We start from the raw sequence: 20254 nt of genomic DNA, 5'->3' as shown, positions 1-20254 counted from the left end.
GCATCAATTCGCCGCTCGAGTTAACGACGCTGACCTTGATTCCGCAGCTCGTCGACCGGGTCAACCTTCCCGTCCTTGCAGCGGGTGGAATCGGTGACGGTCGTGGACTGGCAGCTGTTCTGTTACTTGGTGCGGCTGGCGCCCAACTCGGAACACGGTTGATCGCGACGGAAGAGGCGAAGGTTCATTCGGCATACAAGGCGCACTTAATGGAGGCGACCGATACCGATACACGCATCATCGGACGTTCCGTCGGATTCGTCCGACGTGTCCTTGATGGTCCTTACGTCGAACGACTCACAGCAGAGACACCTGCTGCTTTTCTCGATCAGACGAATGAGTCGTATCATATCAGAGGTGCTCTTGAGGGCGATGAGGAGAAAGGGTATGTCAACGCTGGACTGGTTGCGGGATTGATTCATGACGTGCCGACTGTTGCGGAGTTGTTTACGCGCATGATGACGGAAGCAGAGGAACAGCTGAAACAAACGACGACTCGTTTTACGACATGAGCATATAGTGAGGGACCCGTGATTCCACTTGTGGACAGCGGGTTTTTCATGTTTTTTTGAAAATGGGACATTTGTCCTTTTCAAGTAGGGCACGAGTAAGGTCTACTCTAGTGTAGAGATTAAAGGAGGAGATGACGTGCAAGGAGTCGTGTTTGCTTTGATGAGCGGTCTGTTCATCGCCCTGCAAGGCATATTCAATGCGCGCCTTGCGACAGGCGTCGGACCGTGGTTGTCCGTATTGATCGTCCACTTTGTGGGTTTGATGGGTTGTTTAGTCATTTACAGTTTCGTACGAGACCGGAAAATCGGTGGCTTCCGTCAGTTACCGTGGATTTATGCGAGCGGTGGTTTGATTGGCGTGCTAGTCGTCGTAACGGAACTCACAGCAATCCAAAAACTCGGGATGACATGGGCGATGTGTCTATTACTCGTCGCACAGATTCTATGTGCCTTTCTGATTGATTTAAAAGGATGGTTCGGTGTCTTAAAAAAACAAGGAAATCGTGGTCAGTGGGTTGGTGTGGGTCTCATGCTTGCGGGAGTTGCGATTTTCTCACTTGTCTAAAGGGGGGATGAACATGGAAACCGTCATTCAACAGTATGGACTGGATACGATTTTGACGGAAGAGACGCGCGCTTGGTTGCGTCAAGAAACCTTCCAAAAAGGAGAACTCCTCTGTACGACAGGGGCATCGATTGACCGGATGTACTTCATCGTCGCAGGCAAGGTCAAGATTTCTGCTGCCTCGTCAGAAGGGAAACAACGGATTCTGCGATTCAAGACACCTCTGACGGTGATTGGTGACGCCGAATTCATCAATGAACGGGAAGTGTTGAATACGGTCGAAGCGGTGACCGACGTCGAGTGTTGAGCGTGCCATATGCGATTTTACGCGAGCCACAATACGACGAACGTCTTCTGCAATCCTATTACGGACGATCACAGCAAAATGGTATGCCGACTCGAAATCAGCATCGCACCATGTGTTGTATACCGTCGAGGAGCGATTGCGGATATTTGTTGTCGATCGCTTCTGAAGCCAGTGACAGTTTATTTTATCAGGAGATGCGGACGTCGAACTTACATGACGTCGCTGACTGGCTTGGAACGAGTTATCGTCATCTCAACCGTATCATCACGAATTATGTGAAGAAGAGATTCTCGTTCGACGACGCGAAAATCATCATCGTCGATCTGGAGCGGATTCGCGAGAAGGCGAACGGTAACAGCTATGAGTAAGGAGGAACGAACATGGTAATGGCATCGTGTGTGCCGTGTTGGCAGGGATGTTGATCAGTTTACAGACGGTACTGAATGCTCGGATGAGTGACGCGTTCGGTGCATGGGCGACAACGGACGCTGGTCTTCTTCGTCGGTTTCGTCGGAGCAAGTGTCACCTATGTCCTGTTTCGTGGTGGAACGATTGGGCAAATCCAAAACGTATCGCCGCTCTATTGTTCGGCGGACTCGTCGGTGTTGGTGCGTCTTTTGTGTCATGCGTGGAATTCAGTTGCTTGGTCCATCCGTCGCGATTTCTGTCGTTCTGATTTCGCAGTTAAGCTTTGCTCTCGCTGTCGATACGTTCGGTTGGTTCGGTTTACCACAAATTGATTTATCGTTCGGTCAGCTCATCGGTCTCGCCGTCATGGTATGCGGGATCTTTGTCTTGAAGCGGTATCAAGTCGTAGCACCAGAAGAGAAGGCGAAGGATCAGGTAGAACGTGTTTCATAATAATCGAATGCAGAATGAGGACAGTGGAATTTCAATCCACTGTCTTTTTTGACTAGTCTTCTACTTGAATAATACGTTTTCTGAAATAGAGTGAGAAAACAAGGATAAGAAGACCACTGTACAACATGATCGTCGTGATCGAAACGTGAAACGACAGTAAAAACGAGAGGAGCGCGTAAGATAATGGAACGAGACCGTTTGACGCTGCGTTTGACGACACTCGATGACACGTCCCATCGTCTGTTCCGCACACTGAGACTGGCATGAACGTAATGAAGCGAATATTGATGATCGAAGAAAAGGACACCAAGTGATAAAAAGGATGATCAGGTAAACAACATCTGCTGGCTTGGCTAAGCAGGAAGAGAAGCAGACCTAAGCACCAATCAATCGGACCGATGAGGTAAGCTTAATTTCTTTCATCTGCGCAAAACCAACTCCAGAGCGCCCTCCGAGCATTCCCATTTGATAAGCCCCTTGCATATAAACTTAAATCCATCGCACTTCCCTGAAGCACATCATGAACGAGTAGTGGAATTCCGAGTAAGAGTGGTCCAAAGAAAAAGAAATTGACACAGTGATAAGAAAAAGTGTCTGCTTGAGTTGCTGAAAGTGAAAGACGTAATGCAGCCCTTCTTTTAGTTCGAAGAGCGCTGAATGCTGAAGCGATCGCTTGATCTTTAGATTCACGAATACCATACGTGAAAAGAAGTGTCAGACAGAGGTCCCGAAAATCACAAGAAAGACGTTACGAGTAAGAGGAATAGCTGAGGATGACTCCACCAAGAATCGGACCTGAAAAAAGGGCGATTTGATTAGATGTCTGAATCAGTGAATTGGCTTTAGTGAGCTGTTCTTTCGGAACGAGTGTAGGCAGTAAGGAAGCATTCGCCGGCGAAAAAAATGCATCCACACTACCAAACAGCAAGGCGAATCCTAAAATCGTCAGCAACGTAAGCTGATCGGCATGAAGTAAAACGAGAAACAAAGAATGAAACTGATCGTAGACCGCTCGAGATACGCATGATCGTTGAACGTTTATAGCGATCGGATAAGACGCCACCGAATAACATGAGAAAAATACGGGGTAACAAGGTAGCCATGAAGGACGAATCCAAGATAGGAGCTTGGTTTAACGTATGGATGACTATACCATTGTTCAACAAACAGATACATCGATAACGAAAGGCAGAGCACATACCGGACCCCATAAAAATAAAAAGATCGATTTTTAAACAGCGAGTGTTGCATATCCATTTCAACAGGTAGCATGGGGCACTCCGATTTAAACCTCGTTCATTCTCAAACAGTGGTTTCATTCATTGCTAAAGCAGTCGTCATGATGTAAAAGTGCTTTTTGATCTTTTTCGTCAGGTGGAGACTGTGTGAACTCGTCTAATAAAGCACGATATTTTGTAGCAAACCGTTGAAAGTCGGCTTCAGACATCGTTAGTTCCTTTTGAAGCGATAAGCTCATCCAGTCCTCGACGTTCGAAGATACGGGAGCAAAAGCAGCTGTCGGAGCCGTAAGACGCGTGTCTTTGCCCGGTCGAGTACCTCAAGATACGACTGCCGAGTCGCCTCTTTTGTCTCGACGAAGTTCAGAAGGTGATCAGCAGGAATGTATCCTCGGGCAATCGCTTGGTAATATTTCAACAAGTTGCCACCCTGTTCTTCTGTCCGGACGAGGCGAATTAAGTCATGCTTTTCAAGTTCCCGTACATGATAAAGGACCTTCGCGCGGGATAACGTCAGCAAGTGGGCTAACTGATGCACCGTATGCGTTTTTCGACGAGAAACATAAGAATTTTTGTTCGTAATGGATCACTGATCACCTTCAATTGTTCATAGCTGCTCAGTATATGAATCGCTTTTTGTTCCATCCAATCATCTCCTTTTTACTGGTTAATTTTTGTTAACCGTAAAACAAAAGCTTCATTTGTAAACGATTACAAATTTATGCAAGGGTGACGCAAGGTCAAAGCAGTTGGTTACATACACAACTGAGTCTGATTACATCTCGTTCTTCCCCTACTTTCTACTAGAAAGTGGAGGATGAACGAGATGTCATTGGAGTCAGTTTTTTGTATGTAACCAACTGCTTTGTCCTTTGCGTCACCCTTTTGCATAAATTTGTAATCGTTTACAAATGAAGCCTTTTGTTTTACGGTTAACAAAAATTTAACCAGTTAAAAAGGAGATGATTGGATGGAACAAAAAGCGATTCATATACTGAGCAGCTATGAACAATTGAAGGTGATCAGTGATCCATTACGAACAAAAATTCTTATGTTTCTCGTCGAAAACCGCATACGGTGCATCAGTTAGCCCACTTGCTGACGTTATCCCGCGCGAAGGTCCTTTATCATGTACGGGAACTTGAAAAGCATGACTTAATTCGCCTCGTCCGGACAGAAGAACAGGGTGGCAACTTGTTGAAATATTACCAAGCGATTGCCCGAGGATACATTCCTGCTGATCACCTTCTGAACTTCGTCGAGACAAAAGAGGCGACTCGGCAGTCGTATCTTGAGGTACTCGACCGGGCAAAGCACACGCGTCCTTACGGCTCCGACAGCTGCTTTTGCTCCCGTATCTTCGAACGTCGAGGACTGGATGAGCTTATCGCTTCAAAAGGAACTAACGATGTCTGAAGCCGACTTTCAACGGTTTGCTACAAAATATCGTGCTTTATTAGACGAGTTCACACAGTCTCCACCTGACGAAAAAGATCAAAAAGCACTTTTACATCATGACGACTGCTTTAGCAAATGGATGAACCAACTGTTTGAGAATGACGAGGTTTAAATCGGATGGTGCCCCCATGCTACCTGTTGAAATGGATATGCAACACTCGCTGTTTAAAAATCGATCCTTTTTATTTTTATGGGGGTCCGGTATGTGCTCTGCCCTTTCGTTATCGATGTATCTGTTTGTTGAACAATGGTATGTCATACCATACGTTAAAACCAAGCATCCTATCTTGATTCGTCCTCATGGCTACCTTGTTACCCCCGTATTTTTCTCATGTTATTTCGTGGCGTCTTATCCGATCGCTATAAACGTTCAACGATCATGCGTATCTCGAGCGGTCTACGGATCAGTTTCATTCTTTGTCTTCTCGTTTTACTTCATGCCGATCAGCTTACGTTGCTGACGATTTTAGGATTCGCCTTGCTGTTTGGTAGTGTGGATGCATTTTTTTCGCCGGCGAATGCTTCCTTACTGCCTACACTCGTTCCGAAAGAACAGCTCCACTAAAGCCCAATTCACTGATTCAGACATCTAATCAAATCGCCCTTTTTTTCAGGTCGATTCTTGGTGAGTCATCCTCAGCTATTCCTCTTACTCGTACGTCTTTCTTGTGATTTTCGGGACACTCTGTCTGACACTTCTTTTCACGTATGTATTCGTGAATCTAAGATCAAGCGATCGCTTCCAGCATTCAGCGCTCTTCGAACTAAAAGAAGGCTGCATTACGTCTTTCACTTTCCAGCAACTTCAAGCAGACACTTTTTCTTATCATCTGTGTCAATTTCTTTTTCTTTGGACCACTCTTACTCGGAATTCCACTACTCGTTCATGATGTGCTTCAGGGAAGTGCGATGGATTTAAGTTATATGCAAGGGCTTATCAAATGGGAATGCTCGGAGGGCGCTCTGGAGTGGTTTTGCGCAGATGAAAGAAATTAAGCTTACCTCATCGGTCCGATTGATTGGTGCCTTAGGTCTGCTTCTCTTCCTGCTTAGCCAAGCCCAGCAGATGTTGTTGTACCTGATCATCCTTTTATCACTTGGTGTCCTTTCTTCGATCATCAATATTCGCTTCATTACGTTCATCCAGTCTCAGTGTGCGGAACAGACGATGGGACGTGTCATGAGTGTCGTCAACGCAGCGTCAAACGGTCTCGTTCCATTATCTTACGCGCTCCTCTCGTTTTTTACTGTCGTTTCACGTTTCGATCACGACGATCATGTTGTACAGTGGTCTTCTTATCCTTGTTTTCTCACTCTATTTCAGAAAACGTATTATTCAAGTAGAAGACTAGTCAAAAAAGACAGTGGATTGAAATTCCACTGTCCTCATTCTGCATTCGATTATTATGAAACACGTTCTACCTGATCCTTCGCCTTCTCTTCTGGTGCTACGACTTGATACCGCTTCAAGACAAAGATCCCGCATACCATGACGGCGAGACCGATGAGCTGGACCGAACGATAAATCAATTTGTGGTAAACCGAACCAACCGAACGTATCGACAGCGAGAGCAAAGCTTAACTGCGAAATCAGAACGACAGAAATCGCGACGGATGGACCAAGCAACTGAATTCCACGCATGACACAAAAGACGACACCAACACCGACGAGTCCGCGAACCAATAGAGCGGCGATACGTTTTGGATTTGCCCAATCGTTCCACCACGAAACAGGACATAGGTGACACTTGCTCCGACGAAACCGACGAAGAAGACCAGCGTCGTTGTCGCCCATGCACCGAACGCGTCACTCATCCGAGCATTCAGTACCGTCTGTAAACTGATCAACATCCCTGCCAACACGGCACACACGATGCCCATTACCATGTTCGTTCCTCCTTACTCATAGCTGTTACCGTTCGCCTTCTCGCGAATCCGCTCCAGATCGACGATGATGATTTTCCCGCGTCGTCGAACGAGAATCTCTTCTTCACATAATTTCGTGATGATACGGTTGAGATGACGATAACTCGTTCCAAGCCAGTCAGCGACGTCATGTAAGTTCGACGTCCGCATCTCCTGATAAAATAAACTGTCACTGGCTTCAGAAGCGATCGACAACAAATATCCCGCAAATCGCTCCTCGACGGTATACAACACATGGTGCGATGCTGATTTCGAGTCGGCATACCATTTTGCTGTGATCGTCCGTAATAGGAATTGCAGAAAGACGTTCGTCGTATTGTGCTCGCGTAAAATCGCATATGGCACGCTCAACACCTCGACGTCGGTCACCGCTTCGACCGTATTCAACACTTCCCGTTCATTGATGAATTCGGCGTCACCAATCACCGTCAGAGGTGTCTTGAATCGCAGAATCCGTTGTTTCCCTTCTGACGAGGCAGCAGAAATCTTGACCTTGCCTGCGACGATGAAGTACATCCGGTCAATCGATGCCCCTGTCGTACAGAGGAGTTCTCCTTTTTGGAAGGTTTCTTGACGCAACCAAGCGCGCGTCTCTTCCGTCAAAATCGTATCCAGTCCATACTGTTGAATGACGGTTTCCATGTTCATTCCCCCCTTTAGACAAGTGAGAAAATCGCAACTCCCGCAAGCATGAGACCCACACCAACCCACTGACCACGATTTCCTTGTTTTTTTAAGACACCGAACCATCCTTTTAAATCAATCAGAAAGGCACATAGAATCTGTGCGACGAGTAATAGACACATCGCCCATGTCATCCCGAGTTTTTGGATTGCTGTGAGTTCCGTTACGACGACTAGCACGCCAATCAAACCACCGCTCGCATAAATCCACGGTAACTGACGGAAGCCACCGATTTTCCGGTCTCGTACGAAACTGTAAATGACTAAACAACCCATCAAACCCACAAAGTGGACGATCAATACGGACAACCACGGTCCGACGCCTGTCGCAAGGCGCGCATTGAATATGCCTTGCAGGGCGATGAACAGACCGCTCATCAAAGCAAACACGACTCCTTGCACGTCATCTCCTCCTTTAATCTCTACACTAGAGTAGACCTTACTCGTGCCCTACTTGAAAAGGACAAATGTCCCATTTTCAAAAAAACATGAAAAAACCCGCTGTCCACAAGTGGAATCACGGTCCTCACTATATGCTCATGTCGTAAAACGAGTCGTCGTTTGTTTCAGCTGTTCCTCTGCTTCCGTCATCATGCGCGTAAACAACTCCGCAACAGTCGGCACGTCATGAATCAATCCCGCAACCAGTCCAGCGTTGACATACCCTTTCTCCTCATCGCCCTCAAGAGCACCTCTGATATGATACGACTCATTCGTCTGATCGAGAAAAGCAGCAGGTGTCTCTGCTGTGAGTCGTTCGACGTAAGGACCATCAAGGACACGTCGGACGAATCCGACGGAACGTCCGATGATGCGTGTATCGGTATCGGTCGCCTCCATTAAGTGCGCCTTGTATGCCGAATGAACCTTCGCCTCTTCCGTCGCGATCAACCGTGTTCCGAGTTGGGCGCCAGCCGCACCAAGTAACAGAACAGCTGCCAGTCCACGACCGTCACCGATTCCACCCGCTGCAAGGACGGGAAGGTTGACCCGGTCGACGAGCTGCGGAATCAAGGTCAGCGTCGTTAACTCGAGCGGCGAATTGATGCCTGCCGCTTCAACTCCCTCCGCTACGAGTACATCAGCACCTGCCTGTTCTGCCTTTAACGCCTGTTTGACCGAGGCGACGACGGCGATAGTTTTGATGCCGGCAGCTTGAAGTCGCTCTATGTACGGAGCCGGGTTTCCGGCCGACAAGGAGACGACCGGGACCTTTTCTGCAATCGCGAGATCAATCAGTGCTTCCGTATAGGGAGACACCCGAATCGCGATATTCAAGGCAAATGGTTGATCCGTCAGCATTCGTGTCTCGTGGATCCGCGACGCCACTTCATCGACCGACAATGTCCCGCACCCGAGCGTTCCGAGTCCTCCGGCATTCGACACCGCTGCCGTGAGTGCCGCATGACTAATGTTACCCATTCCTCCTTGGATCAAAGGATACCGAATTTTAAAGATCTCACAAATCGGAAACATGTCTTCCCTCCGTTCTCGCCTTCACGCACATGCTATACTGATATGGAATGAATAGTAATTCATCTTATTATAGAAACGAGGTCATTCTGTTATGAAAATTCCGTATCAATCGATTCATCCGAACGTCGCCTCCGATGTATTCATCGCTCCTGGTGCTTATCTGATCGGAGACGTGACGATCGGTTCCGAGTCTACCGTCTGGTTCAACGCTGTCTTACGCGGTGACGAAGGACCGATTACGATTGGGAAACGATGCAGTATCCAGGACAACGCGACGATTCATCTCTATGAAGGGGCACCCGTCGTCATTGAAGATGAAGTGACGGTCGGACATAACGCGATTTTACACGGTTGCAAAATCGGACGTCGTTCGATCGTCGGAATGGGTGCAACCGTTCTTGATCACGCAGACATCGGTGAAGAATGCATCATCGGGGCGAATACGTTGATTCCGTCGGGAAAAGTTTTCCCACCCCGTTCGCTGATCATCGGCTCACCCGGTAAAGTCGTGCGTGAACTAACAGAAGCAGATCTCGCGATGATTCAGGAGTCGATTGATTCTTACGTCGATAAAGGATATGCCTTCCGAAACATCCTCGCAGAATCAGCTGAACAGAATACATCTGAATGACACGAATGCGGGGCGGATCAACTGATCCGTCCCGCTCTTTCATGTATTGTTCTTATCGCTCCGCAAACAGCGGGTGTTCCGCTGCGTCGTACGAAGCACTGCGTTGTGACACATCGTGCGTCTCTTCAAAGATTGATTCGAAGAACCGACTCGCTGGCTGTGCGAGCAATCGGTAATACTGTTCGAACAAGAGCGCCGCATGGTGTCCGCTCCAAGCATCTGGTAACAGTTCCTGCGGTAATCCCGGATCCGTGAAAAGGAACTTCCGGTACTCATGCACGAGCATCGTCCGTTCGACGAAACACTGTTCATCCGTCATTTCTCCGAGTTGGAGCTGACTCTGATGGACGATGTATTGCCGGCTATAATCCGTGATGAACGTCTCGTAACGTTCCTGCAATTCCTCTAGCGGAAACGCACGCTCGACGAGGGATTGGTCCTGTTTTGGACCATGGTATTCACCGACAAAGAAATCGACATACTCTTCGATTTCGTATGCTTCAATCAATCGTTCCGCCTCTTTTTCAAGCGGGTTCGGTGAAATCCAGACCCCGTTCGATAAGTTGCCAAACCCACTCCACGTCAGTTCTTTACGAAGCTCGTCGCGAATTTGTCGCTTATCCTCGGGAATCGTGTACATCAGCGTCCGCCACTTCCCGTCCCAGTCGTGCGGTGTTGATTTATAGATCCGGCGCGCGGCTTCCTCCATTCGCTTCACTCCACGTGGCGTCAACGAATAGAAACTTTTACTTCCTTGCTTCTCAGAGACGAGCCAGCCTTGTTTAACCACTCGGGATACCGCGACCCGAACGGCTTGTTCGTTATGTCCGAACTCTTTGACGAGTCGAATTAAACTCCCGACCCAGATGTGATTGCCGTAATGCCGGATATAATCGCCGTAAATCGTAAAAATCATTGATTGGGTGTTCGCACTCATGGTATTCACTCTCTCTTCAGTCGTTCATAGTGTGTATCGTTAGTATACGGGTTATTTCAAACGTCGACCATCCTCATCTTCCTTCAAAGCGTGGTGCCCGTTTTTCAGCGAAGGCTTGTAGCGCTTCCTGACGATCTGCGGTCGGGATGACGACTTCATAGGCTTCCGTTTCGAGCTGTAGTCCTCGTTCGAGCGAGACATCCCGCCCTTGATCAATCGCTCGCTTCGCTTGACGCAAGGCGATGGGACCGTTTTGTAACATTTGATGGGCAAACTCAAGACACGTCGTCATCAACGCTTCCCGGGCGACGACAGCGGTCGCGAGTCCGTAACGTTCTGCCGTCATCGCATCGATTTTTTTCGCTGTGAAGATCAATTCCTTCGCCCGTGTCTCCCCAATCAATCGCGGCAAGCGTTGTGTTCCGCCAGCCCCAGGAATGATTCCGAAGCTAGTCTCCGTCAACCCGACGAGGGCATCCTCGACGAGAAAGCGGAAATCACAGGCAAGGATCCATTCAAAGCCACCACCGAGCGCGTGCCCATTGACGGCAGCGATTGTCGGTTGGGGTAATTGTGCGATCGACGTGAAGACGTTGCGAATCGCAAGGACATTACGTCGGACTTCTTCTTCATTAAACTGCACGCGTTCTTTTAAATCGGCGCCTGCACTGAAAGCTTTACCGGTTCCGGTGAACAGGACGACCCGCGCTTCCGAGTCGACCGACAACGCATCGACTTGTTCCTGCAAGGCGACAAGCGTCGGGTAATCGAGACAGTTTAAGCGTTCCGGGCGATCAATCCGGACGATCGCGATATAGCCTTCTCGTTCTAAGTGAATCATATGAGTCCCTCCCGATCGACGACGAGGGCAATCCCTTGTCCGACTCCGACACACATCGTCGCAAGACCATACGTCCGGTTCGTCCGGCGCATCTCATGCAATAATGTCGTCAAAATCCGAGCACCACTTGCACCGAGTGGATGACCGAAGGCGATCGCTCCGCCATTGACGTTGACTTTTTCTGTCGGTAGACCAAGTACTTCGATACAAGCAAGACTTTGAGCCGCAAAGGCTTCGTTTAACTCGATCTGATCGAGCTGTTCGACCGTCAACCCTGCCCGCCGGAGGACTTTTTTTGTCGCGTCGATCGGTCCAATGCCCATGATGGCAGGTTCGACCCCTGCTGTCGCACTCGCTCGATAATACCCGAGAGGTGTCAAACCGAGTGCCTTCGCTTTTTCTTCACTCATCAATAACAGCGCCGACGCACCGTCGTTGACGCCAGATGCATTTCCCGCTGTCACGGTACCGTTCGGGAATAACGGACGAAGCGTCGACAGTTTCTCACGCGTCGTCTCAGGACGGGGATGTTCATCGCGGTCGAAGACGCTGACGTTACCTTTCCGGTCCGTCTGCGTGACCGCAACTAGTTCCTCAGTAAAGCGATTTGCCTCGATCGCTTGTTTTGCGCGTTGCTGGCTCTCAAACGCAAAGTCATCCTGTGCTTCGCGCGAGATGCCGTACTGACGGGCGACGTTCTCAGCTGTTTCCGGCATCGAATCCGTTCCGTATTGATCTGCTAAACGATCATTGACGAAACGCCAACCAATCGTCGTATCGTACATCGTCTGATTGCCACGTGGGTTGGCTTGATCCGGCTTCGCGAGAACGAATGGTGCACGCGTCATGCTTTCCGTTCCACCAGCGATATAGATATCGCCTTCACCTAAGGCAATTCCCCGCGCTGCCGCGATGACAGCATCGAGTCCTGATCCACATAAGCGATTGATCGTCGTACCGGTGACTTCGACCGGTAGACCAGCTAGTAGTCCAGACATCCGGGCGACGTTACGATTGTCTTCTCCCGCCTGATTCGCATTGCCGAAAATGACTTCCTCGATCGTCTTCGGATCGACTTGTGGATTACGTTCAAGCAATGCTTCGATGACACGTGCTCCTAAGTCATCTGGACGAACCTGACGCAACGCGCCGTTATAGCGACCGATCGGTGTCCGAACGGCATCGATGATAGCGACACGTCTCATGATGTCACCTCACGATTCGTATAGTCATAGACGCCACGACCTGTTTTACGACCGAGTCGACCCGCTTTGACATACTGTTCGAGTAGTGGTGCCGGACGGTATTTTTCGCCGAGCTTCTCATGCAGATACTTTAAGTTATGGAGTCGAGTATCGAGTCCGACCAAGTCCCCGAGTTCGAATGGTCCCATCGGATAGTTTAAGCCGAGTTTGATCGCTTTATCGATCTCTTCTGGTGTTCCGAGTCCTTCTTGTAACATGTAGAACGCTTCGTTTCCGACGAGCGCACTGATCCGCGAAGTCACGAACCCCGGAAACTCACGGATGACGACCGTTTCCTTCTGCATCTGACGCGCTACCTGTTCAAGAGCTGCGACCGTCTCATCCGACGTTTCAAGACCACGAACGAGCTCGATCAGCGGCATCAGATGGACCGGATTGAAGAAATGCATCGCCATGACTCGGTCCGCCCGGTTCGTAAAGGAGGCGATTTCCGTCGGACTCATCGTCGACGTGTTCGTCGCAAAATAACAGTCCGGTCGTGCATGTGCTTCTAACGTTTCAAAGACTTGCTGTTTGATGCTCAGTTGTTCCGGTACCGCTTCAATGATGAGATCCGCTTGTTTCGCTGCCGTTGCCAAATCCGTCGACAGACTCAGCCGATCGAATAGTCCCTCGACCTCGTTCGCGGACATCTTGCCTCGCGTGATGCCTTTCTCTGCGATACGTTCGAGTTCTTGATACGCACTTTCAACATACGCTTCTTTGATATCAACGAGTGTCACCTGAAATCCGCGGTGTGCGGCAACATACGCAATGCCACGTCCCATGACGCCGGATCCGACGACGACGATTTGTTCTACCATCTAATTTCCCCCTTATCCCCTGTGCTGTTAAAAAAGGCTGGACTTCCCGACGGAACTCCAGCCTTCCCTCTTGCTTATAGTCCGAACGGATTGAGTGGACGACTGCCGTAATACGACAAGATACTCTTCGTTTCTGTGTACAGATCAAGTGTTTCGATACAGAGTTCACGACCGAAGCCCGATTGTTTATAGCCACCAAACGGTGTACCCGGGAAGGCAGAGAACGGACAGTTGACCATGACGATCCCGGCTTTGATTTGATTGGCGACACGTGTCGCTTTCGCGCCGTCTTTCGTCCAAACGGCTGAGCCGAGTCCGAACGACGTATCGTTTGCTAAACGAATCGCTTCTTTTTCATCTTTGAACGGCATGACGACGACGACCGGTCCGAAGATTTCTTCATTGACCGCTTTCATCTCGTGCGTGACGTTGGTGATGATCGTCGGTGCGTACCAGAATCCTTTTTCGTATCCTTCTGGTGCTGAAGCGTGACCGCCTGTGACGATCGTTGCCCCGTCCGCTTTCGCCGACTGGACATATCCATCGATGACATCGACTTGTTGTTGGTCAATGATCGCTCCAACGTGTGTTCCTTTATCGAATGGGTTACCGAGGACGAGTTGTTTTGTCTTCGCGACGAACTGTTCCATGAATGCTTCGTAGATCTCCTCGTGGACATACAGGCGCGAGCGCGCTTCACACGATTGACCGCTGTTATAGAAGATCCCGAACAACGAACCATCAACGGCTGCCGTTACGTCTGCATCTTCAAAAACGATGTTCGGTGATTTTCCACCGAGTTCAAGTGTGACTCGTTTTAGCGTCTCCGACGCACGTCCCATGATGTCTTTTCCGACTGGAGTCGAGCCCGTGAAGGCGACTTTATCGACGTGAGGATGTTCGACGAGATGGTTGCCGATCTCGCGTCCAGATCCCGGGATGACGTTGACGACACCTGCTGGTACACCAGCCTCTAGACAAATCTCACCGAGAATGATGGCTGTCAAAGGTGTCAATGTCGCTGGTTTGACGACGACCGAACAACCGACCGCAATTGCTGGTGCGACTTTCCAAGCTGCCATCATCAACGGATAGTTCCACGGAATGATTTGCGCACAGACACCGACCGCTTCCTTTTCAGTGTAGTTATGGAATTGTCCCGGTACGTTATTGACGACACCGCGGTGACCGACGATCGCACCTGCATAGAACTCGAAGTCTTCAATCGCTTGCGTGACTTGCCCTTGCGCCGCAGCCAGTGATTTCCCCGTATCAAGAATCTCCAGTTCGACGATTTCGTTGAAACGGGAACGCATGATGCTCGCAATCTTATTCAAGATTTGTGCCCGACGTCCGACCGGCCACATCTTCCACTTTCCGTGATCAAACGCATCGCGTGCCGCTTGAACGGCACGATCGGCGTCTTCCTTCGATGCTTTTGCGACATCCGCAATCACTTCGCCCGTTGCCGGATTATATGTTTTGAACGTCTCGCCTGTTGCGCCCTCAACTTGTTCGCCGTTGATGAGCAAGTGATAGACGGACCGTTTCATTTCAAGTGTTTTTTCATGTACTGTCGACATTGTATTCACTCCTGTTCCTGTTGATTGAAAATCGGTGATCGTTTTTCGAGAAATGCTTGCATGCCTTCTGTTTGATCGGCTGTCGCGAACAAGAGATAGAAGTTACGGCGTTCGTGCTCCATCCCATCCTGTAACGATAAATCGACAGCTTTGTTTGCCGCATCCTTGATCAATCGTAACGCCATACTCGGTTGGTTCGATAACCGCTCTGCCATCGCCAGCACCGTCGCTTCGACGTCAGCCGTCACCCGGTTGATGATACCGAGTCGTTCCGCTTCCTCTGCCTTCATCCGGTCACCGGTGAAGAGCCACTCGAGCGCCCGCGTCCGACCGATACATTTCGTCAAACGCTGCGTTCCGCCTGCTCCCGGCATGACGCCGAGTCCGACTTCCGGGAATCCGAACTGCGTCTCCGGATCGGCGTAGATTAAATCACAAGCGAGTGCCAGTTCGAAACCGCCGCCAAGGACGAAGCCGTGGACACCTGCGATGATTGGCTTTTTGATTCGGCTGATCCGGTCCCAGTCCGCGAACGGATCGAGGAGTTCCATCGAAATCGGTGTCGCTTCGAGCATCTCCTCGATATCGGCACCTGCTGAAAACGATTTTCCGTTTCCCGTCAAGACGATGACCGTCACCCGATCGTCGCGGTCAAACGCCTCCATCGCCTCGACGATTTCCCGGACCATCGTCCGGTTCAGCGCATTGTATCGTGCCGTCCGGTCGAGTCGAATCCGACCGATCCGATCGACCATTTCCGTCTTAACGTACTGTTGTGTCGGCATGGACATCTTCACCAATCATCAATGTGACGAGATCCCCTGCAAAGCTCATCAAGTCTTTCCCGGATGCTTTTCCTTCGAGCGAACGCATACCTGCTTGCATCGCTTCCTGACTTTCATAGACCATCTCGCACATCAAGTAATACTTTCCGTCTCCGCCCATTGGTGAGCCGACGATTTTTGTGACGTTCATTTCTTGCAGTCCTGGAATTTTTGCTGTCAATGGACCATGGACCTCAAAGTAGTGCTGATCGAATGCTTCCTTGTTTTCCGGATGTTTGTAAAGTGCGATTAATTTTGCCATATTGATTACCTTCCTTCACATGAGAGTAGAGACGGGTTTCATCGCCTCGAATGGATTTTTACACGATTTACAGTAGAGAATACTCCGACATGCCGTTGGTCCGAATAAGTTTTCCATCGTCACATACGTCGATCCACAATACGGACAGTCAATCTCCCACTTCCCTTGTTCAAACCGTGGGGGGGCAATGCCGAATGCCTTTAATCCTTGCATGCCTTGTTCCGTGATCCGGTCTGATGTCCACGGTGGATCAAACCGAAACTGGACGTCGACCTGTTCGACGTTCGGAATCACCTGCAAGGCGGATTCGGTATTTTTTTTGATGATTTCAAGCGCCGGGCAACCGAGAAACGTCGGGAGAAGCGTGACGCGCACTAGGTAACCATGCTCCGTCGCTTCCGCGTCCATCGTCTCGACCATGCCAAGATCTAAAATACTGACGCTATCAATTTCCGGATCCTTCACCCCGTTCAGGGCTTCTCGGATCGCATGATGGAGTGTCGTCGTCATGCTTCCCTCTCCTTTCACCACGTCGCTGTCTGATCGATCAAGTAAACTTCTCCGAGCGTTGAAAGCGCGTCATTCAAATCTTCCGTGTGATCGCCGTCCCGCCCGTTACGCGTCATCTGCATTTCTGGAAGCGTCACGTTCAATTCGACGAGTAACGGTGTGATCGTCTGATACCAACGATCGAGTAAAATCCCTTGCCCTTCGATCAATCGCATCTCTTCGATTACTTGACCGTGTTCGCCATAATCGAACATGTCACCGAAGTCATAGAGGACTTTTTCTAGGGCTGCATCCATCTTCTGGCGTGCCGTCTCCGTCGATTGATAAAGCTGAGTGAACCATGTTTGCCAGTGCAGCAAATGATAGTACAGTTCCATGTTGATCTTGACGGCAGCCGTAGCGAGTGGCTCGTAACTGCTCGATTTCAAGGCATCAATCCGGATCTTTTTCGCGACCGTGTAGCAATAGTTCCGCACGACGGCGAATGCCCAGTCATATTCAGGTTTCTCCATATAGTAGCCAGGTCCGTTGACACGTTCGACGAGAATCGAATTCTTCCGTTCATGTGCTAGTCGGACATGAGCTAATGCATCAGCATTCCCTTCGCCGAGTTCCTCGAGGAGTTGGTAGTACATCGCTGCGTGTCCCATCGAATCTTGTGCGATCGAAGACGAAGCGACATCCTCTTCGATATGCGGTGCGAGTCCGAGCCATTCCGAACCGCGGTACGCGTAGAGGAAATCATCATCCGCGAGTTGATAGAGTAAGGAGGCGAGTGCCGTCCGTTCTTGTTCCGTCATTTGGAGTCGCCTCCTTGCCAAGACATGACCTCTTTTTCATCGAGCATCTGTTGCTCGTAATGCCGCCATTTCTTCTTCAAGTAGCCGTATCCTTTCGTCGTCCGGTAGTCCTTATTATCAAGACGTTGCAACATCTGCTTCTCATCCGGTGACAAACCACGGATATCTTCGCGTTTGACGACCCAGATGTCGACGACCGGTTCCCGGCGCATGAAGTTTTCTTGTGCCATCAGTAGCGCCATCTCCTTATTCGGAGCGAGCAAGCTGAATTGATGGGTGAACGCCGCGTTCGGCGTCCGTTTGCTAAAGACTTCGAATTCGTGATAAAACGTCTCATTCATCGTGCTTTCCCCTCTCATGCCTTCGTTTCAGCGAGTGCATCCCGTACCCAGGCGTTATTTTCATAAGATGTCCGGCGCAGTTCCAGTCGCTCCTTCGAACGTGGTCCTCCCCCTTGGATGATCGTCTTGAATTTCGTCCAGTCTGGTTGTGCATATTCCCATTGCCCGGTCTCTTCATCAAAACGTAACGTCGGATCCGGAATAACGAGTCCAAGAGAACGAATCCGTGGCACGTACTTCGTAAAGAAGTTTTGCCGGAGCTCTTCGTTCGTTTTCGTCCGAATCTTATAGGCGATCGTCACGTCCTGTTTTGATGTCCCGGTCGTCTCTTTCGAGGCTGGTCCAAAGAACATCAACAAGGATTCCCACCACTCGTCCAGTGATTCCTGAATCATCGCCCGCTGTTCCGGTGTTCCTTCTGCGAGTGCCATGATGATCGACTCTCCGTGTTGCGCGTGGAAGACTTCCTCTGCACAGATTCGTTGCAAGGCACGCGCGTACGGTCCGTACGAAGCACCGAGCATGTTCGTCTGCGTGATGATTGCCGCCCCATCGACGAGCCAACCGATCATCCCGGCATCAGCCCATGACCGTGTCGGCATGTGGAAGACGTTATGGAACTTCAATCGTCCGGTGAATAAATCGTCCATCAAATCCCCGCGTGTCTTGCCATATGGCTTCATCAAATCCTCGACGACACGAAGCAACAGTTGCCCGTGTCCCATCTCATCCTGGACCTTTGCCATGATGCCAAGCTTCCGGCGAAGCGATGGTGCTTTTGGAACCCATTCTTTTTCCGGAAGCGCACCCATGATTTCACTGATACCGTGCATCGAAATCAATTTGATTAGCGTATCCCGGTAAAAAGCAGGCATCCAGTCATCAGCTTCAATCTTTTCACCTTGCTCAATCCGTTCCTTGAAGCGTGCTAATTTTTCTTCTTCCGTCAGTTGTACGGGTTCGAACAGTTGTGTTGCATCATACATGCTAGTTCCTCCTTTGAATCAGACGAGTGATGTCGAGCGTCGATCAACGATCCGAACGGCTTTCCCTTCTGATCGTGGTAACCCTTGATGCGGGTGACAGACGAGATCAATGGAAATGAGACATTCCGATTTGATGGCGTCACATATCGAACGCATTTGTCGCTCCGAGATGTTTTCGAATTCGATATGTAGCTCAACGGCATCGAGTCCGGCTTTGCGCACAAGATGGATTTGATAATGCGGCGTCACGTCCGGCTGTTGGAGTAAGACGCGTTCAATTTCAGATGGGAAGACATTAACGCCTCGGATGATCAGCATGTCGTCCGTCCGACCTTTGACACGTGACATTCGTGTCGTCGTCCGACCACAGGCACACGCCTCATGCGTGATCGATGCTAAATCACCCGTCCGGTAGCGAATTATTGGAAGCGCTTTCTTTTTTAAGCTTGTAAAAACGAGTTCCCCGACCATACCATCTGGTACCGGTTCCCCCGTAACGGGATCGACGACTTCCGTAATGAATAAGTCATCCATGATATGCAGACCTGCCTGCTCCTGACACTCCATCGCGACACCTGGTCCCATGATTTCACTGAGTCCATAAATATCGAATGCCTGTAGATTAAAGATTTGTTCGAGTGTCTGACGCATCTCTTCCGACCATGGTTCAGCTCCGAAGATGCCGTAACGCATGCTTGTCTTTCGTGGGTCGATGCCTCGTTCGATCATGCGTTCTGCTAGTCGTAAGATATAAGAAGGTGTCCCACAGATGCCATCCGGTCGAAAATCCTCAATCAACGTGATTTGGCGATCCGTATTGCCGCCGGAAATCGGCAAGATCGTCATGCCTAGTTTTTCTGCCCCTGCGTGAAGCCCGAGTCCCCCTGTGAACAGTCCGTAGCCGTATGCATTGTGCAATAAGTCAGCTGACGAACCACCGGCTAAGACTAAGCTGCGCGCCACGGCACCTGCCCAGTCGTCTAAATCTTCTTGCGTGTACCCGACGACGGTCGGTTTACCGCTCGTTCCAGACGAGGCGTGAATCCGGGTGACCTGTTCCCGTTCGACGGCGAATAGCCCGAACGGATAATGATCGCGTAAATCTTGTTTGCGTGTGAAGGGAAACTTCCGTAAATCCTCGATCGTTTGAAAGTCATTTGCTGTCATCCGCAGTGTCTGCAGACGTTCTTGATAGAACGGGACGCGTGTGACGTGCGCCATCGTTTGACGTAATCGCTCCATCTGTAGCTGCTCCCGCATTTGCGCATCCATTGTTTCCTGATGTTGATCGTACATACCTGCACCTCCTCATCATGTATACAATAATTAAACGGTCGTTTGTTTTTAGTTATATGTTTAACGTACGATACGTTCACAATGTTGTCAATCTTGTTTTGTTAAATGCTCCCAAACGATTCTTACTTTATCACTTCAACGCACTTTGT

27 protein-coding genes and 1 pseudogene are annotated in these 20254 nt (G+C 49.7%); 9 read left to right on the top strand and 19 right to left on the bottom strand.

The features are described 5' to 3' along the window. From P401_RS0116780 to P401_RS18960, 5 genes are all read left to right on the top strand, one after another. A partial coding sequence (locus P401_RS0116780; RefSeq protein ID WP_029343373.1) for an NAD(P)H-dependent flavin oxidoreductase occupies positions 1-512 on the top strand: 512 nt, incomplete at its 5' end. Between the two features lie 136 nt (positions 513-648). Beyond that, complete coding sequence (locus P401_RS0116775; RefSeq protein ID WP_029340698.1) at positions 649-1077, top strand: DMT family transporter; 429 nt, start codon at positions 649-651, stop codon at positions 1075-1077. Positions 1078-1090: 13 nt separating this feature from the next. Then, on the top strand, positions 1091-1384 hold the full coding sequence (locus tag P401_RS18170) for a Crp/Fnr family transcriptional regulator (RefSeq protein ID WP_051656342.1): 294 nt from the start codon (positions 1091-1093) through the stop codon (positions 1382-1384). 2 nt (positions 1385-1386) lie between these two features. Continuing rightward, positions 1387-1752: a helix-turn-helix domain-containing protein gene (locus P401_RS18475; protein ID WP_152548207.1), complete on the top strand. Its 366-nt coding sequence runs from the start codon at positions 1387-1389 to the stop codon at positions 1750-1752. Positions 1753-2008: 256 nt separating this feature from the next. Then, entirely contained in the window at positions 2009-2245 is a 237-nt protein-coding gene (locus tag P401_RS18960) for a DMT family transporter (protein ID WP_236627132.1), read from the top strand. Positions 2246-2993: 748 nt separating this feature from the next. On the opposite strand, the gene P401_RS18470 is transcribed toward P401_RS18960, so the two are convergent. Beyond that, positions 2994-3233: an MFS transporter gene (locus tag P401_RS18470; protein ID WP_160171469.1), complete on the bottom strand. Its 240-nt coding sequence runs from the start codon at positions 3231-3233 to the stop codon at positions 2994-2996. Between the two features lie 485 nt (positions 3234-3718). Then, complete coding sequence (locus tag P401_RS18955) at positions 3719-4021, bottom strand: helix-turn-helix domain-containing protein (protein WP_236627131.1); 303 nt, start codon at positions 4019-4021, stop codon at positions 3719-3721. A gap of 539 nt (positions 4022-4560) precedes the next feature. Here P401_RS18955 and P401_RS18950 point away from each other — a divergent pair. The 3 genes from P401_RS18950 (at position 4561) to P401_RS18155 (ending at position 6367) form a co-directional block, all read left to right on the top strand. Beyond that, positions 4561-4899: a helix-turn-helix domain-containing protein gene (locus P401_RS18950; RefSeq protein WP_236627130.1), complete on the top strand. Its 339-nt coding sequence runs from the start codon at positions 4561-4563 to the stop codon at positions 4897-4899. Between the two features lie 373 nt (positions 4900-5272). Beyond that, positions 5273-5506 (top strand): MFS transporter, encoded by a 234-nt coding sequence (locus tag P401_RS18160; RefSeq protein ID WP_051656341.1) that lies wholly within the window; start codon positions 5273-5275, stop codon positions 5504-5506. 417 nt (positions 5507-5923) lie between these two features. Continuing rightward, a complete protein-coding gene (locus P401_RS18155; RefSeq protein WP_051656340.1) occupies positions 5924-6367 on the top strand; it encodes a hypothetical protein in 444 nt (147 codons plus the stop codon). On the opposite strand, the gene P401_RS19075 is transcribed toward P401_RS18155, so the two are convergent. The 5 genes and pseudogenes from P401_RS19075 to P401_RS0116720 form a co-directional block, all read right to left on the bottom strand. Continuing rightward, a complete protein-coding gene (locus P401_RS19075) occupies positions 6346-6471 on the bottom strand; it encodes a hypothetical protein (RefSeq protein WP_268871261.1) in 126 nt (41 codons plus the stop codon). The two genes, P401_RS18155 and P401_RS19075, sit on opposite strands and share 22 nt — an antisense overlap. A 46-nt stretch (positions 6472-6517) precedes the next feature. Then, positions 6518-6756: pseudogene (locus P401_RS18945) on the bottom strand (DMT family transporter); the annotation flags it as partial. A gap of 84 nt (positions 6757-6840) precedes the next feature. Then, on the bottom strand, positions 6841-7509 hold the full coding sequence (locus P401_RS0116730) for a Crp/Fnr family transcriptional regulator (protein ID WP_051656209.1): 669 nt from the start codon (positions 7507-7509) through the stop codon (positions 6841-6843). A gap of 14 nt (positions 7510-7523) precedes the next feature. Further along, positions 7524-7952 carry a DMT family transporter gene (locus P401_RS0116725; protein WP_029340698.1) on the bottom strand — a complete coding sequence of 143 codons (429 nt, stop codon included), beginning with the start codon at positions 7950-7952 and terminating at the stop codon, positions 7524-7526. Between the two features lie 135 nt (positions 7953-8087). Then, complete coding sequence (locus P401_RS0116720) at positions 8088-9026, bottom strand: NAD(P)H-dependent flavin oxidoreductase (protein WP_029340697.1); 939 nt, start codon at positions 9024-9026, stop codon at positions 8088-8090. 91 nt (positions 9027-9117) lie between these two features. On the opposite strand from P401_RS0116720, the gene P401_RS0116715 reads away from it, so the two are divergent. Next, positions 9118-9657, top strand: coding sequence for a gamma carbonic anhydrase family protein (locus P401_RS0116715; protein WP_029343369.1), 540 nt, complete (start codon positions 9118-9120; stop codon positions 9655-9657). 52 nt (positions 9658-9709) lie between these two features. Here the strand turns inward: P401_RS0116715 and paaX are convergent, their stop codons facing one another. From paaX to P401_RS0116655, 12 genes are all read right to left on the bottom strand, one after another. After that, positions 9710-10594 carry a phenylacetic acid degradation operon negative regulatory protein PaaX gene (gene paaX / locus P401_RS0116710; RefSeq protein ID WP_029343368.1) on the bottom strand — a complete coding sequence of 295 codons (885 nt, stop codon included), beginning with the start codon at positions 10592-10594 and terminating at the stop codon, positions 9710-9712. Between the two features lie 73 nt (positions 10595-10667). After that, positions 10668-11435, bottom strand: a complete 768-nt coding sequence (locus P401_RS0116705) for an enoyl-CoA hydratase-related protein (protein WP_029343367.1) — start codon at positions 11433-11435, stop codon at positions 10668-10670. Next, positions 11432-12640: an acetyl-CoA C-acyltransferase gene (locus P401_RS0116700; protein WP_029343366.1), complete on the bottom strand. Its 1209-nt coding sequence runs from the start codon at positions 12638-12640 to the stop codon at positions 11432-11434. The genes P401_RS0116705 and P401_RS0116700 overlap by 4 nt, the downstream gene beginning before the upstream one ends. Continuing rightward, positions 12637-13503: a 3-hydroxyacyl-CoA dehydrogenase gene (locus P401_RS0116695; RefSeq protein ID WP_029343365.1), complete on the bottom strand. Its 867-nt coding sequence runs from the start codon at positions 13501-13503 to the stop codon at positions 12637-12639. The genes P401_RS0116700 and P401_RS0116695 overlap by 4 nt, the downstream gene beginning before the upstream one ends. A gap of 74 nt (positions 13504-13577) precedes the next feature. Beyond that, complete coding sequence (locus P401_RS0116690; protein ID WP_029343364.1) at positions 13578-15086, bottom strand: aldehyde dehydrogenase family protein; 1509 nt, start codon at positions 15084-15086, stop codon at positions 13578-13580. A 5-nt stretch (positions 15087-15091) separates the two neighbouring features. Further along, a complete protein-coding gene (locus P401_RS0116685; protein WP_029343363.1) occupies positions 15092-15871 on the bottom strand; it encodes an enoyl-CoA hydratase/isomerase family protein in 780 nt (259 codons plus the stop codon). After that, positions 15849-16172, bottom strand: coding sequence for an EthD family reductase (locus tag P401_RS0116680; protein ID WP_023466996.1), 324 nt, complete (start codon positions 16170-16172; stop codon positions 15849-15851). The genes P401_RS0116685 and P401_RS0116680 overlap by 23 nt, the downstream gene beginning before the upstream one ends. 15 nt (positions 16173-16187) lie before the next feature. Then, complete coding sequence (gene paaD, locus P401_RS0116675) at positions 16188-16682, bottom strand: 1,2-phenylacetyl-CoA epoxidase subunit PaaD (protein WP_029343362.1); 495 nt, start codon at positions 16680-16682, stop codon at positions 16188-16190. 14 nt (positions 16683-16696) lie between these two features. Further along, positions 16697-17482, bottom strand: coding sequence for a 1,2-phenylacetyl-CoA epoxidase subunit PaaC (gene paaC, locus P401_RS0116670; protein ID WP_029343361.1), 786 nt, complete (start codon positions 17480-17482; stop codon positions 16697-16699). Continuing rightward, on the bottom strand, positions 17479-17823 hold the full coding sequence (paaB, locus tag P401_RS0116665) for a 1,2-phenylacetyl-CoA epoxidase subunit PaaB (protein ID WP_029343360.1): 345 nt from the start codon (positions 17821-17823) through the stop codon (positions 17479-17481). Before paaB ends, paaC begins: the two co-directional genes overlap by 4 nt. A 14-nt stretch (positions 17824-17837) precedes the next feature. After that, positions 17838-18809: a 1,2-phenylacetyl-CoA epoxidase subunit PaaA gene (gene paaA / locus P401_RS0116660; RefSeq protein ID WP_029343359.1), complete on the bottom strand. Its 972-nt coding sequence runs from the start codon at positions 18807-18809 to the stop codon at positions 17838-17840. 18 nt (positions 18810-18827) lie between these two features. After that, entirely contained in the window at positions 18828-20105 is a 1278-nt protein-coding gene (locus tag P401_RS0116655) for a phenylacetate--CoA ligase family protein (protein WP_051656339.1), read from the bottom strand. Between the last annotated feature and the right edge of the window lie 149 nt (positions 20106-20254).

It is taken from the genome of Exiguobacterium acetylicum DSM 20416 (assembly GCF_000702605.1).
In the GTDB taxonomy this organism is placed as follows: Bacteria; Bacillota; Bacilli; order Exiguobacteriales; family Exiguobacteriaceae; genus Exiguobacterium_A; species Exiguobacterium_A acetylicum.
Note: the sequence above shows the minus strand (reverse complement) of the source record. Positions and strands in the feature narration are given on the sequence as shown.